Origin of the sequence: Catellatospora tritici, assembly GCF_019083965.1 — a bacterium.
Classification (GTDB): domain Bacteria; phylum Actinomycetota; class Actinomycetes; order Mycobacteriales; family Micromonosporaceae; genus Catellatospora; species Catellatospora tritici.
Genome location: NZ_JAHRCY010000013.1, coordinates 14308 through 31435, shown reverse-complemented (window position 1 = coordinate 31435; position 17128 = coordinate 14308). Strand labels below are relative to the sequence as shown.

Below are 17128 nucleotides of genomic sequence, written 5' to 3'. Positions count from 1 at the left end.
CCTGCTCATGCCGGGTAGGCGCGGGTTTCGGTGGCCTTGACGGCGGCCCAGACGGTGCGGCCGGGGGCGAGGTCGAGCTGCGTGGCGGCACCGGGGGTGATGTCGGCGGCGGCGGTGACCGGCCCGGCGAGCTGGATGCGCAGGTTGTCGCCGTGGCGCTGGATGCCGGTGATGGTGGCGGCCCAGGTGTTGCGGGCGCTGCCGTCGGGGCGGTGCGGGTGCAGCGCGACAGCGGTCGGCGCGAACGCGATGAACGTGTCGCCGTACGCGGTGTCGCCGCTGGTCAGGGTGAAGCCGCCGGGCAGGGTGACGGTGTGGCCGTCGCCGCTGCCTCGGTAGAGGTTGAGGCCGACCAGGCGGGCGACGTAGTCGGTGCGCGGCTGGGCGGTGATCTCGTCGGCGTGACCCTCCTGCACGATGCGGCCGTGCTCGACGATGACCAGCCGGTCGGCGAGCACCAGGGCGTCCAGCGGATCGTGGGTGACCAGCAGCGTGGCGCCCGGATGTTCGGCCAGGTGGTGGTGCAGCTGGGCACGGGTGTCCAGGCGGGTGCGGGCGTCCAGCGCCGCGAGCGGTTCGTCGAGCAGCAGCAGCACGGGGTCGACGGCCAGGGCGCGGGCCAGCGCGACGCGCTGGGCCTGCCCGCCGGACAGGCGCCGGGGCTTGCGCTGGGCGTGTTCGGCCAGGCCGACGCGGGTCAGCCAGGCCATCGCGTGGGTACGAGCCGCAGCCTGCTTCATCCCCCGGTGGCGCGGCCCGAACGCGACGTTGTCGAGCGCGCTCAGGTGCGGAAACAGCAGGTAGTCCTGGAACACCACGCCGATGGGTCGCCTGTCGGGCGGGGTGAACCGGTCGGTGCCCGGCTCGTCGAGCAGGTCGCCGCGCAGCGTGATCCGTCCGCCGGTCAGCGGCAGCAGCCCGGCCAGGGCGCGCAGCGCGGTGGTCTTGCCCGCGCCGTTGGGGCCGAGCAGCGCGACGACCTCGCCGGGGCCGATGGCCAGCCGGAGGTCGAGGTCGAAGCCGCTGTCGCGGTGTACCACGAGGTGGGCGTCGAGCAGGGGCGCGCCGGTCATGACGTGGCGATCCACTTGTCGCGCAGCGCGGCGAGGATGACCACCGACACGGTGAGCAGGACCAGGCTGAGCACGATCGCGGCGTCCAGGTCGGTCTCCAGGGCGAGATAGACGGCCAGCGGCATGGTCTGGGTGCGGCCCGGAAAGTTCCCGGCGAAGGTGATGGTGGCCCCGAACTCGCCCAGCGCCCGCGCCCAGCACAGCACCGCCCCGGCGGCCACACCGGGCGCCACCATCGGGAGGGTGACCTGCCGGAACACGGCCCACCGCCCGGCCCCCAGGGTCGCGGCCGCCTCCTCGTACCGGTGGTCGGCGCCGCGCAGGGCCCCTTCGACGGCGATGACCAGGAACGGCATCGCCACGAACGCCTCGGCGACGACGACCCCGGCGGTGGTGAACGGCAGCGTGATCCCGAACGTGCTGTCCAGCCACGACCCGATCAGGCCGCGGCGGCCGAACACGAGCAGCAGCGCCACGCCGCCGACCACCGGCGGCAGCACCAGCGGCACGGTGACCAGGGCACGCGCCACCCGACGGCCCGGGAACTCGACCCGGGCCAGCAGCCACGCCAGCGGCACGCCGAGCAGCACGCACACGATCGTGGCCAGGCTGGCGGTGACCAGGGAAAGCCGCAGCGCGGCCAGCACACCGGGGCTGGCGAGGTGCTGCGGCAGGGTGGCCCAGGGTGCGCGCAGCAGCAGCCCGGCCAGCGGGACGACCAGGAATGCCAGCCCCAACAGCGCGGGGACCAGCAGCACCACCGGGGCCTGCCGGGGCGCGCGCCGCCGCGGCGACCGGTCGGTCACCGTGGCGGCGGGGGCGTCGCTCATGCCGTACGCCTCAGGGGGCCTGGAATCCGGCCGCGCCCAGCACGGCCTTGGCCGGACCGGTCTGCAGGTAGTCCAGGAACGCCTGTGCGGCGGTCTCGTTCGGAGCGTTCTTGAGCAGCACCACCGGATAGTCGTTGATGGCCTTGGCCGACTCGGGGAACTCGATGCCGTCGACGTCGTTGGCGGCCGCCTGGGTGTCGGTGCGGTAGACCAGCGCCGCGTCGACCTCGCCGAGCTTGACCTTCTGCAGCGCCCCCTTGACCTCCTGCTCCAGGGTGACCGGGGTGAGCCTGACGCCCGCCGCGTCCAGCGCCTTCTTCGCGGCCGCGCCGCACGGCACCTGCTCGGCGCAGAGCGCCACCTTCAGACCGGGTTTGGTCAGGTCGGCCAGGCCGGTGACGCCCTTGGGGTTGAGCTTGGGCACCGCGATGACGAGCTGGTTCTTGACGAACACCGTGGGCGTGCCGGCAGCGTCACCGGCGTCGGTGACCGTCTTCATGGTGGCGGGGCTGGCCGCGGCGAAGATGTCGGCCGGGGCACCCTGGATGATCTGGGTGGCCAGCGCGGAGCTGCCCGCGAAGTTGAAGGTGACCTTGGTGCCCGGGTGGGCCGCCTCGAAGTCCTTGCCGATCTGCTTGAACGACTCGGTCAGCGACGAGGCCGCGAACACGGTCACGTCTCCGCTGATCCCGGCCGCGCTACCGCTCGCGTCGGGCTGCGGCGTGTCCGAGCCGCAGGCCGCCAGCGCGGTGGCCGCGACCAGGGACACCGCGGCCAGCGCCGTACGGATCCACCTGTGTCTCATACGTTCGCCCTCCCCTTGAGCGCGGTGGCCCGCTCGACGACCACCGTGGTCGACTTGATCACCGCCACTGCCAACGAGCCGACCCGCAGGTCCAGTTCGTCGGCGGCTTCCCGGCTCATCAGCGAGACGATCCGGAACGGTCCGGCCTGGATGTCGACCTGGGCCATCACCGTGTCGCGGACGATGGCGGTGACGATGCCGCGCAGCCGGTTACGCGCCGACGAGTGGCCGGAGCCGTCGTCCTCGGCGGTGAACGACCGGGCCAGCTCGGCCAGGTCCGCCCCGGAGATGACCCGGTGGCCGTGTTCGTCACGGTGGGCGGGCACCCGCCCCGCGTCGACCCAGCGGCGCATGGTGTCGGCGCTGACCGCGAACAGCTCCGCGGCCTCACCGATGCGGTATGACGTCACGCGATCCAGCCTACCAACCGCAGATGCAAGGCCTGAATCCTGCTTTAGCTACGGTTTGCCAGTCGAGGGCGCCTGTACAGCCGCGTCTGCTTCATGAACAGAGTCCTGCGCCGTCGGCGGTCATGGCCGGGTTGGGGAGCGGCGGCTGAGACGGGGGTGCCGTCCTCGCCCGGTGACCGACCACCGATGGCCATCTTGATCGAGGTGTGGCACCGCTGCCGCCCGGAAGGTGACCGGAGACAGTGATCTTGGTGGCCATCCGCGGCCATGATCGCTGCGGTCGGTCAGAAGGCGCCGGTAAAGCCAGCTTTACGACCACCAGTTCCGATCTAGAGCGTCCGGCCGGCCAAGATCTCTGCCAGTGGTCAGTACACGTCGCGGACGTAGCGTTTGTCGGCGGCGAGCTGTTTGACGTAGACGGCGGCGGCCTCGGGGGTGAGGTTGCCGTGGGCGGTGGCGATGTCGCGCAGCGCCTGGTCGACGTCCTTGGCCATCCGGTGGGCGTCGCCGCAGACGTAGAAGTTGGCGCCGTCCTGCAGCCAGGACCACAGTTGGGCGCCGTGCTCGCGCATACGGTCCTGCACGTACACCTTGTGCCGCTGGTCGCGGGAGAAGGCCAGGTCCAGCCGGGTCAGCACCTTGTCGTCGCCAAGCTCGCGCAGCTCGTCGGCGTAGTAGAAGTCGGTGGCGCGCCGCTGCTCGCCGAAGAACAGCCAGTTGGCGCCGTTGGCGGCCAGCGCTCGCCGCTCCTGCAGGAAACCGACGAACGGAGCGACGCCGGTGCCCGGACCCACCATGATCATCGGAGTGTCGGGGTCGGCCGGTGGCCGGAAGTGGGGCGAGCGCTGCACGAACACCGGCACCTGCAGGTCGGCGGCGGCGTCGGCCAGGAACGTCGACGCCACGCCCTTACGGGCCCGGCCGTCGCGGTTGGCGTAGCGCACCACCGACACGGTCAGGCTGACCCGGTGCGGGTCGACCAGCGGCGTCGAGGAGATCGAGTACAGCCGGGGCTGCAGGCGCTTGAGCGCGCCGACCCACTCCTGCGCGCTCGCGCGCAGCCGGTATTCGGCCACCACGTCGACGGCCTGCCGGTCCCAGCTCCACTTGGCCAGCTCGCCGGTGTTGTCGTGGCGCAGCAGCGAGCGCAGATGCTGGTCGTGGGTGCGCTCGGCGACGAACCGCAGGAAGTCCGGGCTGATCTTCGCGATCTCCAGGTGCAGCCGCAGCGCGTCGATGAACGGCACCGTGCCGACCCCGGTGACCTCGACCGGCTCGTACGGATCCACCCCGGTCGCGTCCAGCCATTCCGTGACCAGCTCGCCGCAGTTGACCGGCCACACGCCGAGGGCGTCGCCCACGCTGTAGGCCAGTTCGCCGCCGCTGGTGTCGAAGGTGAACTGCCGCACCTCCTTGGCCGAGCCGGGCAGGCCGAGCAGCCGGTTGCCGACCAGCGCCGCGGCCAGCGGCGCCTCACGGGTCGGCGCGGCCGGACCGCCCGTCGCGGTGCGCGTCCCGCCCGCCGGGGCCGAGGCCAGCGCGGCGACGACGCGGTCGAGCCAGCTCGTGGCGGTCGGGGTGTAGTCGGGTTCGCAGTCGGCGCGTTCGGTCAGCCGCAGCGCGCCGAGTTCGCCGAGCCGGGCGTCGAGGCGGCGGCCGTGTCCGCAGAAGTCGGCGTACATCGAGTCGCCGAAGGCCAGCACGGCGAAGCGGCGACCGTCCAGGCGGGGCGCGCCGGGGTCGCGTAGCGCCTGCCAGAAGGCGCCGCCGTTGTCGGGCGCGTCGCCGTCGCCGAAGGTGCTGGTGACCACGAGCAGGTCGGCGGGCCCGGCCAGGATCTCGGGCAGCGGGTCGGCCATGCTGCGTACGGTCGGCTGCCAGCCGTCCTGGGCCAGCCGCTGCCCGATCACCCCGGCGAAGCCCTCGGCGTTGCCGGTCTGCGACGCCCACAGGATCTGGATCCGGCGGCCCGACGGCACCCGGGACTGCCCCAGCGCGCGGCTGTAGGTGCCCGCGAGCATCCCGTTGAGCCACAGCGCCCGCCCCGCGTCGATCGGTGCCGACGGCGGCAGCACCGGCACGCCCTCTCGGGGCGAGGCGGCCAGCGCGGTGAAGAACCCGGACAGGTACCGGCGCTCGTTCTCGGTGAACACCGGGATCGCGTCGTCGAGGCCGAGCATCCGCCGCAGGTCGTCGGCGCCCATCGGCGTCATCGCGGGCAGCAGCTCGTCGGCGACGACGGGCAGCGGCGCGGCGACCCGGGCCAGCGCGACCGCGCAGTGCTTCAGTTCCGGCTGCAGCGAGATCGGGTCGACGGCGTCGCTGGTGACCGCGTTGACGGTGATGTCGGTGCCGAACAGGTCGTTCCAGTGGAACGGGGCGAAGCAGGTGCCTGGCAGCACCCGGTCGGTGACCACGGCGGGCAGCACGGCCTCGCCCCGGCGTGAGGTCAGCCGCACGGAGTCGCCCTCGGACAGTCCGAGGTCCGCCGCGTCGGCCGGGTTGACCTCGAGGAACGGGCCGGGATTGAGCTTGTTCAGCTTGTCGACCCTGCCGGTCTTGGTCAGGGTGTGCCACTGGTGCTGCACCCGGCCCGTGTTGAGGACGTACGGGTGGTCGTCGTCGGGCAGCTCGGCCGGGGCGAGGTGCGGCCGGGGCCAGAACACGGCGCGGCCGGAGGCGGTCGCGAACGCCAGCCGGGGGCGGCTGCCGTCGGGGCGTTCGACCAGGTGGCGGCTCACCCCGTCGTTGAGGTAACGCACCGGGTTGCGGTCGGGGCCGTCCGGGTCGGCGGCGGGCCACTGCACCGGACCGGCGGCGAGCCGGGCGTACGAGACGCCGCGCAGGTCGTACCCCGTCTGCGGGTTGGCGAAGCGGCGGATCTCCGCGAAGATCTCCTCGGCACTGCCGTAGTCGAACCCGGGGTAGCCCATGGCGGTGGCGACGCGGGCGATGAGCAGCCAGTCCGGCACGGCGTCGCCCGGTGCGTCGCTCGCCTGGCGGGCCAGGGTGAGGTTGCGCTCCGAGTTGATCATCACGCCGTCGGTCTCGGCCCACATCGCGGCGGGCAGCAGCACGTCGGCGTACGCGTTGGTCTCGGTGTCGGCATACGCGTCCTGCGCGATCACCAGCTCGGCGGCCTCCAGCCCGGCGATCACGGTCTTGCGGTTGCCGACCGAGGCCACCGGGTTGGTGCACACGATCCAGCACGCCTTGATCTGCCCGGCGGCCATCCGCTCGAACATGTCGATCGTGCCCTGGCCAACGTCGGTACGCAGGGTGCCCGCGGGCAGCTGCCATACCCCCTCGGTGAACTCGCGGTCGGCCGCGGCCAGCACCGACCGCTGCCCCGGCAGACCGGGGCCCATGTAGCCCATCTCGCGGCCGCCCATGGCGTTGGGCTGCCCGGTCAGCGAGAACGGGCTGCTGCCCAGGCGCCCGATCGCGCCGGTGGCCAGGTGCAGGTTGCACAGTGCGTTGGTGTTCCAGGTGCCGTGGGTGCTCTGGTTGAGGCCCATGGTCCAGCAGCTCATCCAGTCCCCGGCCGCCCCGATCCAGGCCGCGGCCTGGCGCAGGTCGGCCTCGGCCAGCCCGGTGAGCTCGGCGACCGTCGCGGGTGGATAGTCGGCCAGCAACGCCGCCATCGCGTCCCAGCCCTCGGTGTGCTCGGCGATGAACGCCTCGTCGACCTGCCCAGCCTCGACCAGCAGGTGCAGCAGGCCGTTGAGCAGCGCCAGATCGGTGCCGGGCCGGATCTGCAGGAACAGGTCGGCCCGCTCGGCGGTGGCGGTGCGCCGCGGGTCGACCACGATCAGCTTCGCGCCCGCCTTGACCCGGTCCATCATGCGCAGGAACAGGATCGGGTGGCAGTCGGCCATGTTCGCGCCGATCACGAAGAACACGTCGGCGTGGTCGAAGTCCTGGTACGACCCCGGCGGGCCGTCCGAGCCAAGCGACAGCTTGTAGCCGCTGCCCGCGCTGGCCATGCACAGCCGCGAGTTCGACTCGATCTGGTTGGTGCCGACGAACCCCTTGGCCAGCTTGTTCGACAGGTACTGCGCCTCCAGGGTCAGCTGCCCCGAGACGTAGAACGCGACCGCGTCGGGTCCGTGCTCGTCGACGATGGCCCGCAGCCGCCCGGCCACGTGGTCGATCGCGGTGTCCAGATCGGTCTCGGCCAGCGGGCCGCCGCGTTCGGCGCGCAGCCGGGCCGACGTCAGCCGACCGGGCGCGGCGAGCATGTCCGCGCTGGTGGCGCCCTTGGTGCAGAGGCGGCCGCGGTTGGCCGGGTGCTCGCGGTCCCCGACGGCCTTGAGTACGCGCCGACGCCCGTCGGGCCCGGTGGCGACGTCGAGCACCATCCCGCAGCCCACGCCGCAGTACGAGCACACCGTCCTGACCTGGGAAACACCGTCACGGGCCGCGGTCGCCGCCACACCCACCCCTTCCCGCCGACCGGTCGCGCCGACCGGTGATTTCCAGGGTAGGAACGATGCGTTACGTCGGCGTCACACGATCAAGGACGACGGCGTTACCACCGCCACACAACACCACACCCATCGCTGTGATCCCTCCGGAGTGGATGCTCAGACCGACGCGAGATACCACGAAACCCGAGAGTGATTCGCGTACTCTACATACGATTTGAGAAAGTTTTCCATCGTCGCCCGAAATATCCCTTGTGCTGCCTAGTATTCGGTAGTCGATCCGTTTCACAAGTGGCACGGGAGAACTGGCATGAGCACCGCAGAGCACGGCCGACAGGCCACCGCCCGGCAGGACCGGCACAGCGGAAGCCGCCTGCTGCGCAGAGCCGCCGCACTGGCGGTGATGGCGGCGGGGTTCGTCGCCGCCACGGCACACCCCGCTGCGGCCGCGCCGCTGCCACCGACCCTCGCCAAGGCCTTCGGCGCCGCGTCGATCCCAGTCGGCACCACCACCTCGCTGACCTTCACGGTCACCAACCCCAACGCCGTGGACACGCTGACGGGCATCGCCTTCAGCGACACCCTTCCGACCGGACTGGTCGTGGCGACACCCCCGGCGGTGGTCAACACCTGCTCCGGCTCGGTCGTGGCCAACCAGGGCGGCCCACTGATCATCCTCACCGGCGCGACGCTCACCCCGTCGGCGGTGTGCACCCTCAAGGTCAATGTCCTGGCCCAGACCACCGGCGTCAAGAACAACACCACCAGCGCGGTCACCGCCGCCGAGAGCGGACCCGGGCCGGGGGCCGCGGCGAGCCTCACGGTGACCACGGGCGCGCCGCCCGCGTGCACCATCGTCGGCACCGCCGCCAGCGACGTGCTGGTCGGCACGGCAGGCCCGGACGTGATCTGCGGCCTGGGCGGCAACGACATCATCAGCGCCGGCGCGGGCAACGACACCATCTATGGCGGACCCGGCGTCGACATCATCACGGCGGGCAGCGGCAGCGACACCGTGTACGGCGAGGACGGCAACGACGTCATCAACATCCGTGACGGAGTCGGCGGCAACGACAGCGCCGACGGCGGCACCGGCCTGGACATGTGCACGATCGACACGGGCGACAGCCGGATCAGCTGTCCCTAGGTGCTCCGATCCCGGGCGGTCGGTCAGAGCAGGCGGGTGTCCCGCCCCGACCGACCGCCCGGTTCCCGTCCCCGGCTGTCCGGCTGCCCACCCGCCGACAGCCGGGGCGGCGGCCGTTCGGGAGGTCGCTGTCGACCGGAGGTCTGGTCCGCTCTGACGGCACGGTGCAGCTCCGTCAACTGGCGGGAGAGCCGGACCAACTCCTCGACCAGTTGGCGGCCCTTGCTGCGCAACCCGGCGACTTCCTCGATGAGGCCACCGCCCGCCGTGGCGGGCGCGTCGCCGGGTGGCGGTGTCGCCCCGTCCATGGTGAACCCCTTTCCGTACGCGCGCGGGTTACCCCCGCCTTCGTGGCGATAAACCCGAATTTTCGGCGTACTTTCCCGAACCCGGCTTTCCCGGCCCGGTCGGTGTCGCGCCCACGGGTGCAGAGCAAGCGCGTGGGTGCAGAGCAAAGGCGCGCGCACACCCTCCCCACCTGCGCGGCGACGAGTGAGTCTTGTCCACCGATGTGGATGTCGGCGATACTGCCTGGAGCCACTGGGGTGACCGGGTAGGCGTGCGGTCGGGCCGCGCAGCGCAACGCTGCGGCTCGTGGGGCGCTTTCCATCCCAGCGGTGTATCGCACCCGCCTACCCGCAAAAGGAAGTGCCCCGTGAGAGGTTCGCCTCGTCGTATCACCCTGCTCAGCGTGCCGCTGCTGGTAGCGGCGCTGCTGCTCGTGCCGCAACCCGCCGTGGCCGCGGTCAGCTTCAGCAGCACCGCCGTCAACCAGAACGGCGGCAACTGCATGGACCTGCCCAACAGCAACGCCAACAACGGCATCCAACTCGTGCAGTACGGCTGCAACTCCGGCACCAACCAGCGGTTCACGTTCAACCCGGTGTCGGGGACGACCGACACCTACACCATCGCGACGCTGACCGCGGGCAAGTGTGTCGACGTCAACGGCGCCTCGACCGCCGACAACGCCACGATCATCCAGTGGACCTGCCACTCGAACACCAACCAGCAGTGGCGCCTGGTGCCGGTGACCGTCAGCGGCACCGACAAGACGTTCAACCTGGTGTCGGTCAGCTCCGGCAAGTGCGTCGTGCCCGCCGGGGGCGTCGCCACCGCCAACACCGGCCTGGTCCAGCTGCCGTGCAGCACCGCGTCCAGCCGCGTGTGGCGCCTGCCGAGCTACACCACCACCAGCGGCTCGGTGACCGTCACCAACCCGGGCAACCGGTCCACTGCCGTCAACACCGCGACCAGCCTGACCCTAGCGGCCAGCGGCGGCACCGGCACGTACACCTGGTCGGCCACCGGCCTGCCCGCGGGCCTGAGCCTCAACACCTCGACCGGGGTGATCAGCGGCACCCCGTCGACGGTGAACACGTACACCGTGACGGTGACCGCGACCAGCGGCGGTGTCAGCGGCTCGGCCACCTTCACCTGGACCGTCACCTCTGGCGGCGGGACCGGGAACACCTACACCAACCCGATCAAGGCGCAGGGCCCGGACCCGTGGCTGACCTACTACAACGGCTACTACTACCTGGCCACGACCACCTGGAACCGCACCATCACCATGCGCAAGGCGACCACCATGCGCGGCCTGGCCACCGCCACCGACCAGGTCATCTTCAACCTGGTCAACCCCAACGGTGCCGGCACCATGTGGGCGCCGGAGTTCCACCTGCTCAACGGCCCGAACGGGCAGCGCTGGTACTTCTACTACACCGCCGGGCGCGAGCCGTACGACCTGGGCACCCAGCGCATCCACGTGCTGGAGAGCGCCGGGCTGGACCCGATGGGCCCGTACACGTTCAAGGCCGACCTGCTCGACCCGACCTCGGACAACACCTGGGAGCTCGACCCGGGCATCCTGCAGCTCAACGGCAACCTGTACCTGCTGGGCACGTTCTACAACGGCTCGCAGCCGATGTTCATCCGCCCGCTGAGCAACCCGTGGACGGCCAGCGGCACTCGCCGCATCCTGACCACGCCCACGCTCAGCTGGGAGACCGTAGGCGGCGCGGTGGCCGAGGGCGGTGAGGTCCTGCAGCACGGCGGCAAGACCTTCATCATCTACTCGACCAGCCACTGCTCCACTCCGGATTACAAGCTCGGCATGCTGACGTACAACGGGACCGGCGACCCGCTGCTGTCCTCGTCCTGGACGAAGTCGCCGAACCCGGTCTTCCAGCGCTCCAACGCCAACAGCGTCTACGGGCCCGGCCACAACGGGTTCTTCAAGTCGCCCGACGGCACCGAAGACTGGATCGTGTACCACGCCAACAGCTCGGTGAGCGGCGGCTGCGACATGAACCGGTCGACCCGGGTGCAGAAGTTCACCTGGAACGCCGACGGCACGCCGAACTTCGGCACCCCCGTCGCGACCGGCGTCACCCTGACCGCGCCCTCGGGCGAACCCGCCTCCTGATCCGTCGGCCGGGGCCGCGAAGTCGCGGCACCGGCCCACGCTGTGCCGGGTACACAGCGGCCACCCATACCCCCATGGGAAGGAACCGCAATGAACCTGCACCTGCCTGGCGGCCGCGTCCTGGCCGCCGCGGCCTCACTCCTGCTCCTGTCCTTCGCGCTGCCGTCCGCGGCCGCGCAGGCCCGGCCCGGTGCCGACCTCTGCGCCGGGCTCCAGCGGATCGTCACCAACCACCACGTCGTGTGCACGCACGGGCCCGACGCCGCGCCCGCCGGTCTGGACGTCAAGCGTGAGATCAAGCCGCTGGCCGCGGCCGTCGCCGCCGGTGCCCTGCCGGTCTGCGAGGGCGACGGCACCTCCGGCAAGCGGGTCGAGGTGCTGTACGTGCACGGCAGCACCAGCCGCTACGCGCAGTACCTGGAGACGTTCCGGACGCTGGCCGAGGGCGTCGACAACATCTACAACGCCAGTGCCGCCGAGACCGGCGGGACCCGGCACGTGCGCTACGTGACCGAGAACGTCAACGGCGCCTGCCGGGCGGTCGTGCGCGACGTGCAGATCCCCGACGCGGCGCTCAACGCCAACGACTGGGCACCGCTGCTCAACGCGGTGCAGGCGGCCGGGTACACCCGTACCGACCGCAAGTACCTGCAGTTCGTCGACGCGAACGTCTACTGCGGCATCGGCGGGTTCGCCGGGGACACCCGCAAGGGCGACAGCAACCGCTCCAACGTCGGCCCCGAGTACGCCCGCGCCGACAACGGCTGCTGGACCGCCGGAGTGGCCACGCACGAACTCGGCCACACGCTCGGCGCGGTCAACGACAACGCCCCCAACGCCTCCGGCGCCGCCCACTGCGTCGACGAGTACGACGTCATGTGCTACAAGGACAGCGACGGCGTGACCCTGGTCTACCGCTGCACCGACCGGGCCCACGACGACCGCCTGGACTGCAACCACGACGACTACTACCACACCAACCCGGCGGCGGGCAGCTACCTGGCCACGTACTACAACGTCGCCGACAACCTGTTCCTGATCAAGTCCGGCGGCACCACCCCGCCCCAGCCGACCACGTTCAAGCTCGTCAACGGCGCCTCGGGCACCTGTCTGGACGACCCGAACTCCAGCACCACCAACGGGGTTCAGCTGGCCCTGTACACGTGCAACGGCGGCGCCAACCAGACGGTGACCCAGTCGGGCGCGGCGCTGCAGATCCTGGGCAAGTGCCTCGACGCGTACGGTGCGGGCACCGCCAACGGCACCAAGGTCATCCTGTGGAGCTGCAGCGGTGCCGCCAACCAGCAGTGGACGCTGCGCGCCGACGGCTCGATCGCGGGAGTGCAGAGCGGGCGGTGTATCTCGCCCGTCAACGGCGGCACCGCCAACGGCACCCTGCTGGTGCTGTTCGACTGCAACGGCCAGCCGTACCAGCGCTGGACCCGGAGCTGAAAAGACCGCACGCCCGGTCGAAAGATTTCGACCGGGCGTGCGCTCGTCCTATCTCACCAAAACAATGACACAGTCAATCTGGCCGTAACGCCGTTGCCATCTTGCCGAAAAGGTTTTCGGCAGCCATCGTGTCCTGTGGACGCCGGAACGGCCCTACCGCCCCGGCGACCCCGAGTGAGGGCCCCTCGTTACCCGGACGAGGGGCTCTCACCGAGCCGACCACCTGAAGGTGGCCGACAGCACCCAGTGTAGGGCGCTCGGCACGCTCAGGAGACGACGCTGAACAGCTGCCCTGCGGCGACCGAGTGCGGCCGGCCCAGGCCGGTGCGGATGGGCGCGGCCAGGTTGCGGCTGGTCAACGTGCCGTTGCCGAGTTGGCCCAGGACGTTGAGGCCCCAGCCCACCAGCTTGCCGTTGGCCACTGCCAGGCTCTGCCCGCCGGGGAACTTCTCGCCGAAGCCAGCGTCGAGCGCGGTGACGCCAGTGACGCCGACCGTGTCCACCGGAGTCAGCCGGGGGCTGGTGAACGTGCCGTCACCCAGCTCGCCGTTAGCGTTGAAGCCCCAGCCCTTCACCCGGCCGCTGGTCAGCAGGGCCAGGCTGTAATCGTCGCCCGCGCTGACTGCCTTCACCTTGACGCCCGCCAGCCCCGCCACCGCGACCGGCGACGAGCTGTCTGTGGTGGAGTTGTTGCCCAGCTGCCCGTGGTCGTTGTCACCCCAGGCCCGGACCGAGCCGTCGCCCAGCGCGGCCAGGCTGAAGGTGAAGCCCGCGCTGATCGCCTTGACCTTGACGCCGGTAAGACCGGTGACCGCGATGGGGGTGGCCTGCGGCTGGTTGCTGGTGGTGCCATTGCCGAGTTGGCCGTGGCCGTTGCCGCCCCAGGCCCATACCGTGCCGTCGTCCAGCAGGGCCAGGCTGTGGTCGACGCCCGCCGAGATGGCGACCGCCTTCCTGGGGAGCCCGATCACCGCGACCGGGAGTGGCTGGGCGGTGGTGGTGCCGTCGCCGAGCTGGCCTACATTGTTGCGACCGAAGCTCATCACGGTACCGTTGTCCAGCAGCGCCAGGCTGAAGAAGCCGCCTGCGCTGATCGCCTTGACCCCGGTCAGGTCCGCCACCGAACCGGGTACCGGAAAGTCTTGGGTTTGACCGTTACCCAGCTCGCCGTTGGCGCCGATGCCCCAGGACTTGACGGTGCCATTGTTCAGCAGCGCCAGGCCGTGGAACACCCCGGCGGCGACGGCCTTGACCCCGTCCGGGATGGCCACGGTGACTGCGGTGAGCCGCCGGTCGGTCGTGCTGCCGTCACCGAGCTGGCCGCTGTCGTTGACGCCAAAGGCTTCGGCGCCCTGTGCCACCGCGGGCTTGGACTTGGGTTTGCCCTCGTGGTCGTTGCCTGCCGCTGTCGCGGTGGCGGGCACCGCCAGCAGCGCCGGCAGCAGCAGGGCGCCGAGCACGCCCAGGCGCCGGATGCGCGGTCTTGTCGTACGAAGTCGCATGGATTCCCCCGTGTGCGCGACATGAATCGGCCGCGGCCTGTGCCGATCATGCGAAGCTGCAGGTCCGTGTCCTCGCCCTAGTTCTATCCCACCCGGCGGCGCCCACCGCCGAGCCACGCGCACGCGTCGTCCGGCGGTGGGCGCACTGCTCAGCCCAGCAGGCGCCAGCGGTGGTCGGCGGTGCCGTTGTCCTCGTACTGCACCACCTGGGCGCTGTCGGCGGTCGACATGCCCGACACCCCGAGCACCAGCCCGCTGTTGAGGTTGCGGATGCGCAGCCAGCCGCCGCCGTCGCCGAGCAGCTGCCAGTAGTGGTCGGCGCTGCCGTTGTCGGCGAACTGCTGCACCAGCGCGCTGTTGGCCCGGGACATGCCGCCGACCGCGAGCACCTTGCCGCTGTTCTGGTTCACGATCAGATACCAGCCGTTGCCGACGTGGTCGAAGCGCCAGTTGTGGTCGGCGCTGCCGTTGTCGGCGAACTGCACCACGTTGGCGCTGTCGGCCGTCGACATCCCGGCCACTCCGAGCACCTTGCCGCTGTTGGCGTTCTGGACGCGGTACCAGGTGTTGGGGCGCGTGATCGCCGGGGTCGCGGTGACGTTCCACTGCAGGACGCCGCCAGAGAACCCGGCCTTGAGCTGCGCGACGATGCGCAGCGCCGTCGTGGTCACGGCGGTGAAGGTCGTCGTGTTGTACGTGTTGAGCGCCGTCCCGTACCCCGAGGCCCCCGACACGGCCTGCCACGCGCCGGAGCTGTTCAGGTACTCCAGCCGCCACGAGGCGGGCACCCGGCACTGGCCGTGGTCGGTGTCGTCGTACCAGTAGACGCTGACCGAACTGGCGCTGACCGGCGCGACGTAGGTGTACTGCACCCACTCGCTGGTGCCGGTGTGGTCCCACCAGGTGAAGCGCCGGTGCGACTGGTCGTACGAGCTGGCCGGGTCGTAGTAGCTGTTGAGCGCGGTGACGGTGTCGCCGGAGAAGGTCCACGACGCCGACGGGGTCGCCGGCAGCTGCCACTGCCGCGACCCGCCGATCACCGGGAACGAGGTGATCCGCAGGCTGGCCGCGCCCATCGGGATGAGCCGTACCGTCTTGATCGGCTCGCTGGACGCGACCGGGCTGAGCTGCAGCCGCGACACCACGTTCTCACTGTCGGCCTGCCAGTTCGGGATGGGCCGGGCCTGCGCGGTCAGCGCCACCGGGGTGCCCGCCGGGGTGAACGGGTTGCCCGAGCCGCCGCCCGCGACCGCGGCGAATGTGCCCGGGACCAGACCGTAGTTCCAGGCGGAGGTCGGGAACACCTGCCACTCCGGCCAGGCGCTGTTGGGGTCGTTGTAGCGCAGGAAGTTCTGGCCGATCTCCAGCGAGTAGGTCAGCGGGCCGTTGCTGACCGAGATCGCGTTCTGGTTCGCGGTCCAGGTGGTGGTCTTCGGCGACATCGGCAGCGTGAGCACCACGGTGTCGCCGTTGTTCCAGGTGCGGTTGACCGCCACGTACGCCGGTCCGGCCACCACGGGCTGGGCGGCGCCGTTGACCGTCAGCGACGGGTTGGGGCACCAGCTCGGGATGCGCGCGTACAGCGGGAACGCGACCGCACCCGAGGTGGCCAGCCGCAACGTCACCGCCCCGTTGAACGGGTACGACGTCTCCTGGGTGAGCGTGACCGTGGCGGCGCCCGCGCCGACCTTGGCGGTGGTGGTGCTCGGGGCGTACATGGTGACCGCGAGGCCCCGGTCGGCGGTGGCCTGCACCAGGTTGTCGGTGAAGTACGACCAGCCCTGCCCGTAGTTGTGCGGGCAGCACCGGTACTGGTCCACGCCCAGCAGGTACGCCTGCATGGCGAACCCGTTCTGGTACTGGCCCTGGGTCTTGGCCCGGTTGTCCAGCTGCACGCTGTTGGCGCTGGTGATGTAGTGCAGCGACCTGTGGTTGGGCTCCATCGAGGCGGGCAGCGAGTTGAAGGCCAGGTTCTCGCAGCCGTCGGCCCAGCTCGGGTCGCCGGTGAGCCGGGTCAACGTCTCGAAGCTCTGCATGTACTCGACGATCCCGCAGGTCTCGAAGCCCTGCCGGGGGTCGCGCTGGTCGGTGCGGATGTTCTCGTCCCCGGCGAACCCGCCGCCGGGGAACTGCCCCCACTGCGACTGGATGGTCGAGTAGTTGTTGTACGTCGCCTGCGTCAGCGAGGTGTTGCCGCGCAGGGCCATCAGCGCGGGCTCGGTGAAGCCCTGCGCCAGGTCGACGTTGTGCATGCTGGGCAGGTTGTTGACGTAGTTCTTGCTGTACTGATGGATCTTGTCGGCCAGCGACAGCAGGAAGCTCTGGCCCGTCCGGGCGAACAGCCAGAACACCGTGTCGAGGTTGGTCGCCCAGCGCACCGAGCCCCAGCTCTGGTTGAACGCCGAGGCGCCGAACTGGTTCTGGTACTGCAGGAACTTGGTCAGCATCGGGACGATCCGGGTGTCACCGGAGTACTCCTGATACGTGCGCAGCGCCTGCAGCAGCGGCATGAACGGCCAGAAGTCCGGGCCGCCGCCCAGCGAGGTGCGCAGGGCGGTGGGGCCGAAGAAGCCGTCCGGCTGGACCGTGGCGACGATGCCGTTGACCCAGGTGGAGACCTTGCTTCGCAGGGCCGCGTCGCCGGTGACGGCGGCCAGCGCGGTCAGGCCGCGCAGCCAGTACGGCAACTCCTCCCAGCCGCCCTTGGCCGGGTTCACCCAGCCGCTGTCGGCGTAGACGAGGAAGTGCGAGACCTGGTCGTAGTTGCCCGCGATGCCGGAGGCGTCCAGCGACAGCTGCTGGGACAGCCAGCCGGTGGCGCGGATGGACCCGGCCGGGAGCTTGAGGAACGGGGTACGGGTGAGGCCGGCGCCGTACGGGAAGTAGATCCCGCCGGACGAGGTGTCGCCGACGAGGGTGACCGGGGTGCCGGTGCCGCCGGCCCAGGATGCGGTGACGGCCTGACCGGCGAGGGCGAGCCCGCCCGCGACGGCGACGCCGCCACGTAGGACGGTGCGACGGTGCATAGCGCCTCCCTGGCGTCTGTACAACGTT

General features: G+C 70.9%; 11 protein-coding genes. 3 read left to right on the top strand and 8 right to left on the bottom strand.

Features of this window, described 5'->3' with window-relative positions; translation table 11 throughout:
• Window positions 1–5: 5 nt before the first annotated feature.
• From KUA19_RS26755 to KUA19_RS26735, 5 genes are all read right to left on the bottom strand, one after another.
• Complete coding sequence (locus KUA19_RS26755; protein ID WP_217400287.1) at window positions 6–1073, bottom strand: ABC transporter ATP-binding protein; 1068 nt, start codon at window positions 1071–1073, stop codon at window positions 6–8.
• A complete protein-coding gene (locus tag KUA19_RS26750; RefSeq protein WP_217400285.1) occupies window positions 1070–1903 on the bottom strand; it encodes an ABC transporter permease in 834 nt (277 codons plus the stop codon). The genes KUA19_RS26755 and KUA19_RS26750 overlap by 4 nt, the downstream gene beginning before the upstream one ends.
• Before the next feature lie 10 nt (window positions 1904–1913).
• Window positions 1914–2693 carry a molybdate ABC transporter substrate-binding protein gene (gene modA, locus KUA19_RS26745; RefSeq protein WP_372451860.1) on the bottom strand — a complete coding sequence of 260 codons (780 nt, stop codon included), beginning with the start codon at window positions 2691–2693 and terminating at the stop codon, window positions 1914–1916.
• An 11-nt stretch (window positions 2694–2704) separates the two neighbouring features.
• The gene (locus KUA19_RS26740) at window positions 2705–3118 is read right to left on the bottom strand and encodes a TOBE domain-containing protein (RefSeq protein WP_217400281.1); all 414 of its coding nucleotides are present in this window, start codon (window positions 3116–3118) and stop codon (window positions 2705–2707) included.
• Between the two features lie 365 nt (window positions 3119–3483).
• Complete coding sequence (locus KUA19_RS26735) at window positions 3484–7554, bottom strand: bifunctional nitrate reductase/sulfite reductase flavoprotein subunit alpha (protein ID WP_308167674.1); 4071 nt, start codon at window positions 7552–7554, stop codon at window positions 3484–3486.
• 301 nt (window positions 7555–7855) lie between these two features.
• Here KUA19_RS26735 and KUA19_RS26730 point away from each other — a divergent pair, with 301 nt between their 5' ends.
• Window positions 7856–8692 carry a calcium-binding protein gene (locus KUA19_RS26730; RefSeq protein ID WP_217400279.1) on the top strand — a complete coding sequence of 279 codons (837 nt, stop codon included), beginning with the start codon at window positions 7856–7858 and terminating at the stop codon, window positions 8690–8692.
• A 23-nt stretch (window positions 8693–8715) separates the two neighbouring features.
• Here the strand turns inward: KUA19_RS26730 and KUA19_RS26725 are convergent, their stop codons facing one another.
• On the bottom strand, window positions 8716–9000 hold the full coding sequence (locus KUA19_RS26725) for a hypothetical protein (RefSeq protein WP_217400277.1): 285 nt from the start codon (window positions 8998–9000) through the stop codon (window positions 8716–8718).
• Between the two features lie 383 nt (window positions 9001–9383).
• Between KUA19_RS26725 and KUA19_RS26720 the strand changes: the two genes are divergently transcribed.
• Window positions 9384–11120, top strand: a complete 1737-nt coding sequence (locus KUA19_RS26720) for a family 43 glycosylhydrolase (protein WP_308167672.1) — start codon at window positions 9384–9386, stop codon at window positions 11118–11120.
• Between the two features lie 90 nt (window positions 11121–11210).
• A complete protein-coding gene (locus KUA19_RS26715) occupies window positions 11211–12572 on the top strand; it encodes an RICIN domain-containing protein (protein ID WP_217400275.1) in 1362 nt (453 codons plus the stop codon).
• Between the two features lie 266 nt (window positions 12573–12838).
• Here KUA19_RS26715 and KUA19_RS26710 read toward each other — a convergent pair whose 3' ends face one another.
• Both KUA19_RS26710 and KUA19_RS26705 read right to left on the bottom strand, forming a co-directional pair.
• Window positions 12839–14074 (bottom strand): RCC1 domain-containing protein, encoded by a 1236-nt coding sequence (locus KUA19_RS26710; RefSeq protein WP_217400273.1) that lies wholly within the window; start codon window positions 14072–14074, stop codon window positions 12839–12841.
• Between the two features lie 149 nt (window positions 14075–14223).
• Window positions 14224–17100 (bottom strand): beta-L-arabinofuranosidase domain-containing protein, encoded by a 2877-nt coding sequence (locus KUA19_RS26705; RefSeq protein WP_217400271.1) that lies wholly within the window; start codon window positions 17098–17100, stop codon window positions 14224–14226.
• Between the last annotated feature and the right edge of the window lie 28 nt (window positions 17101–17128).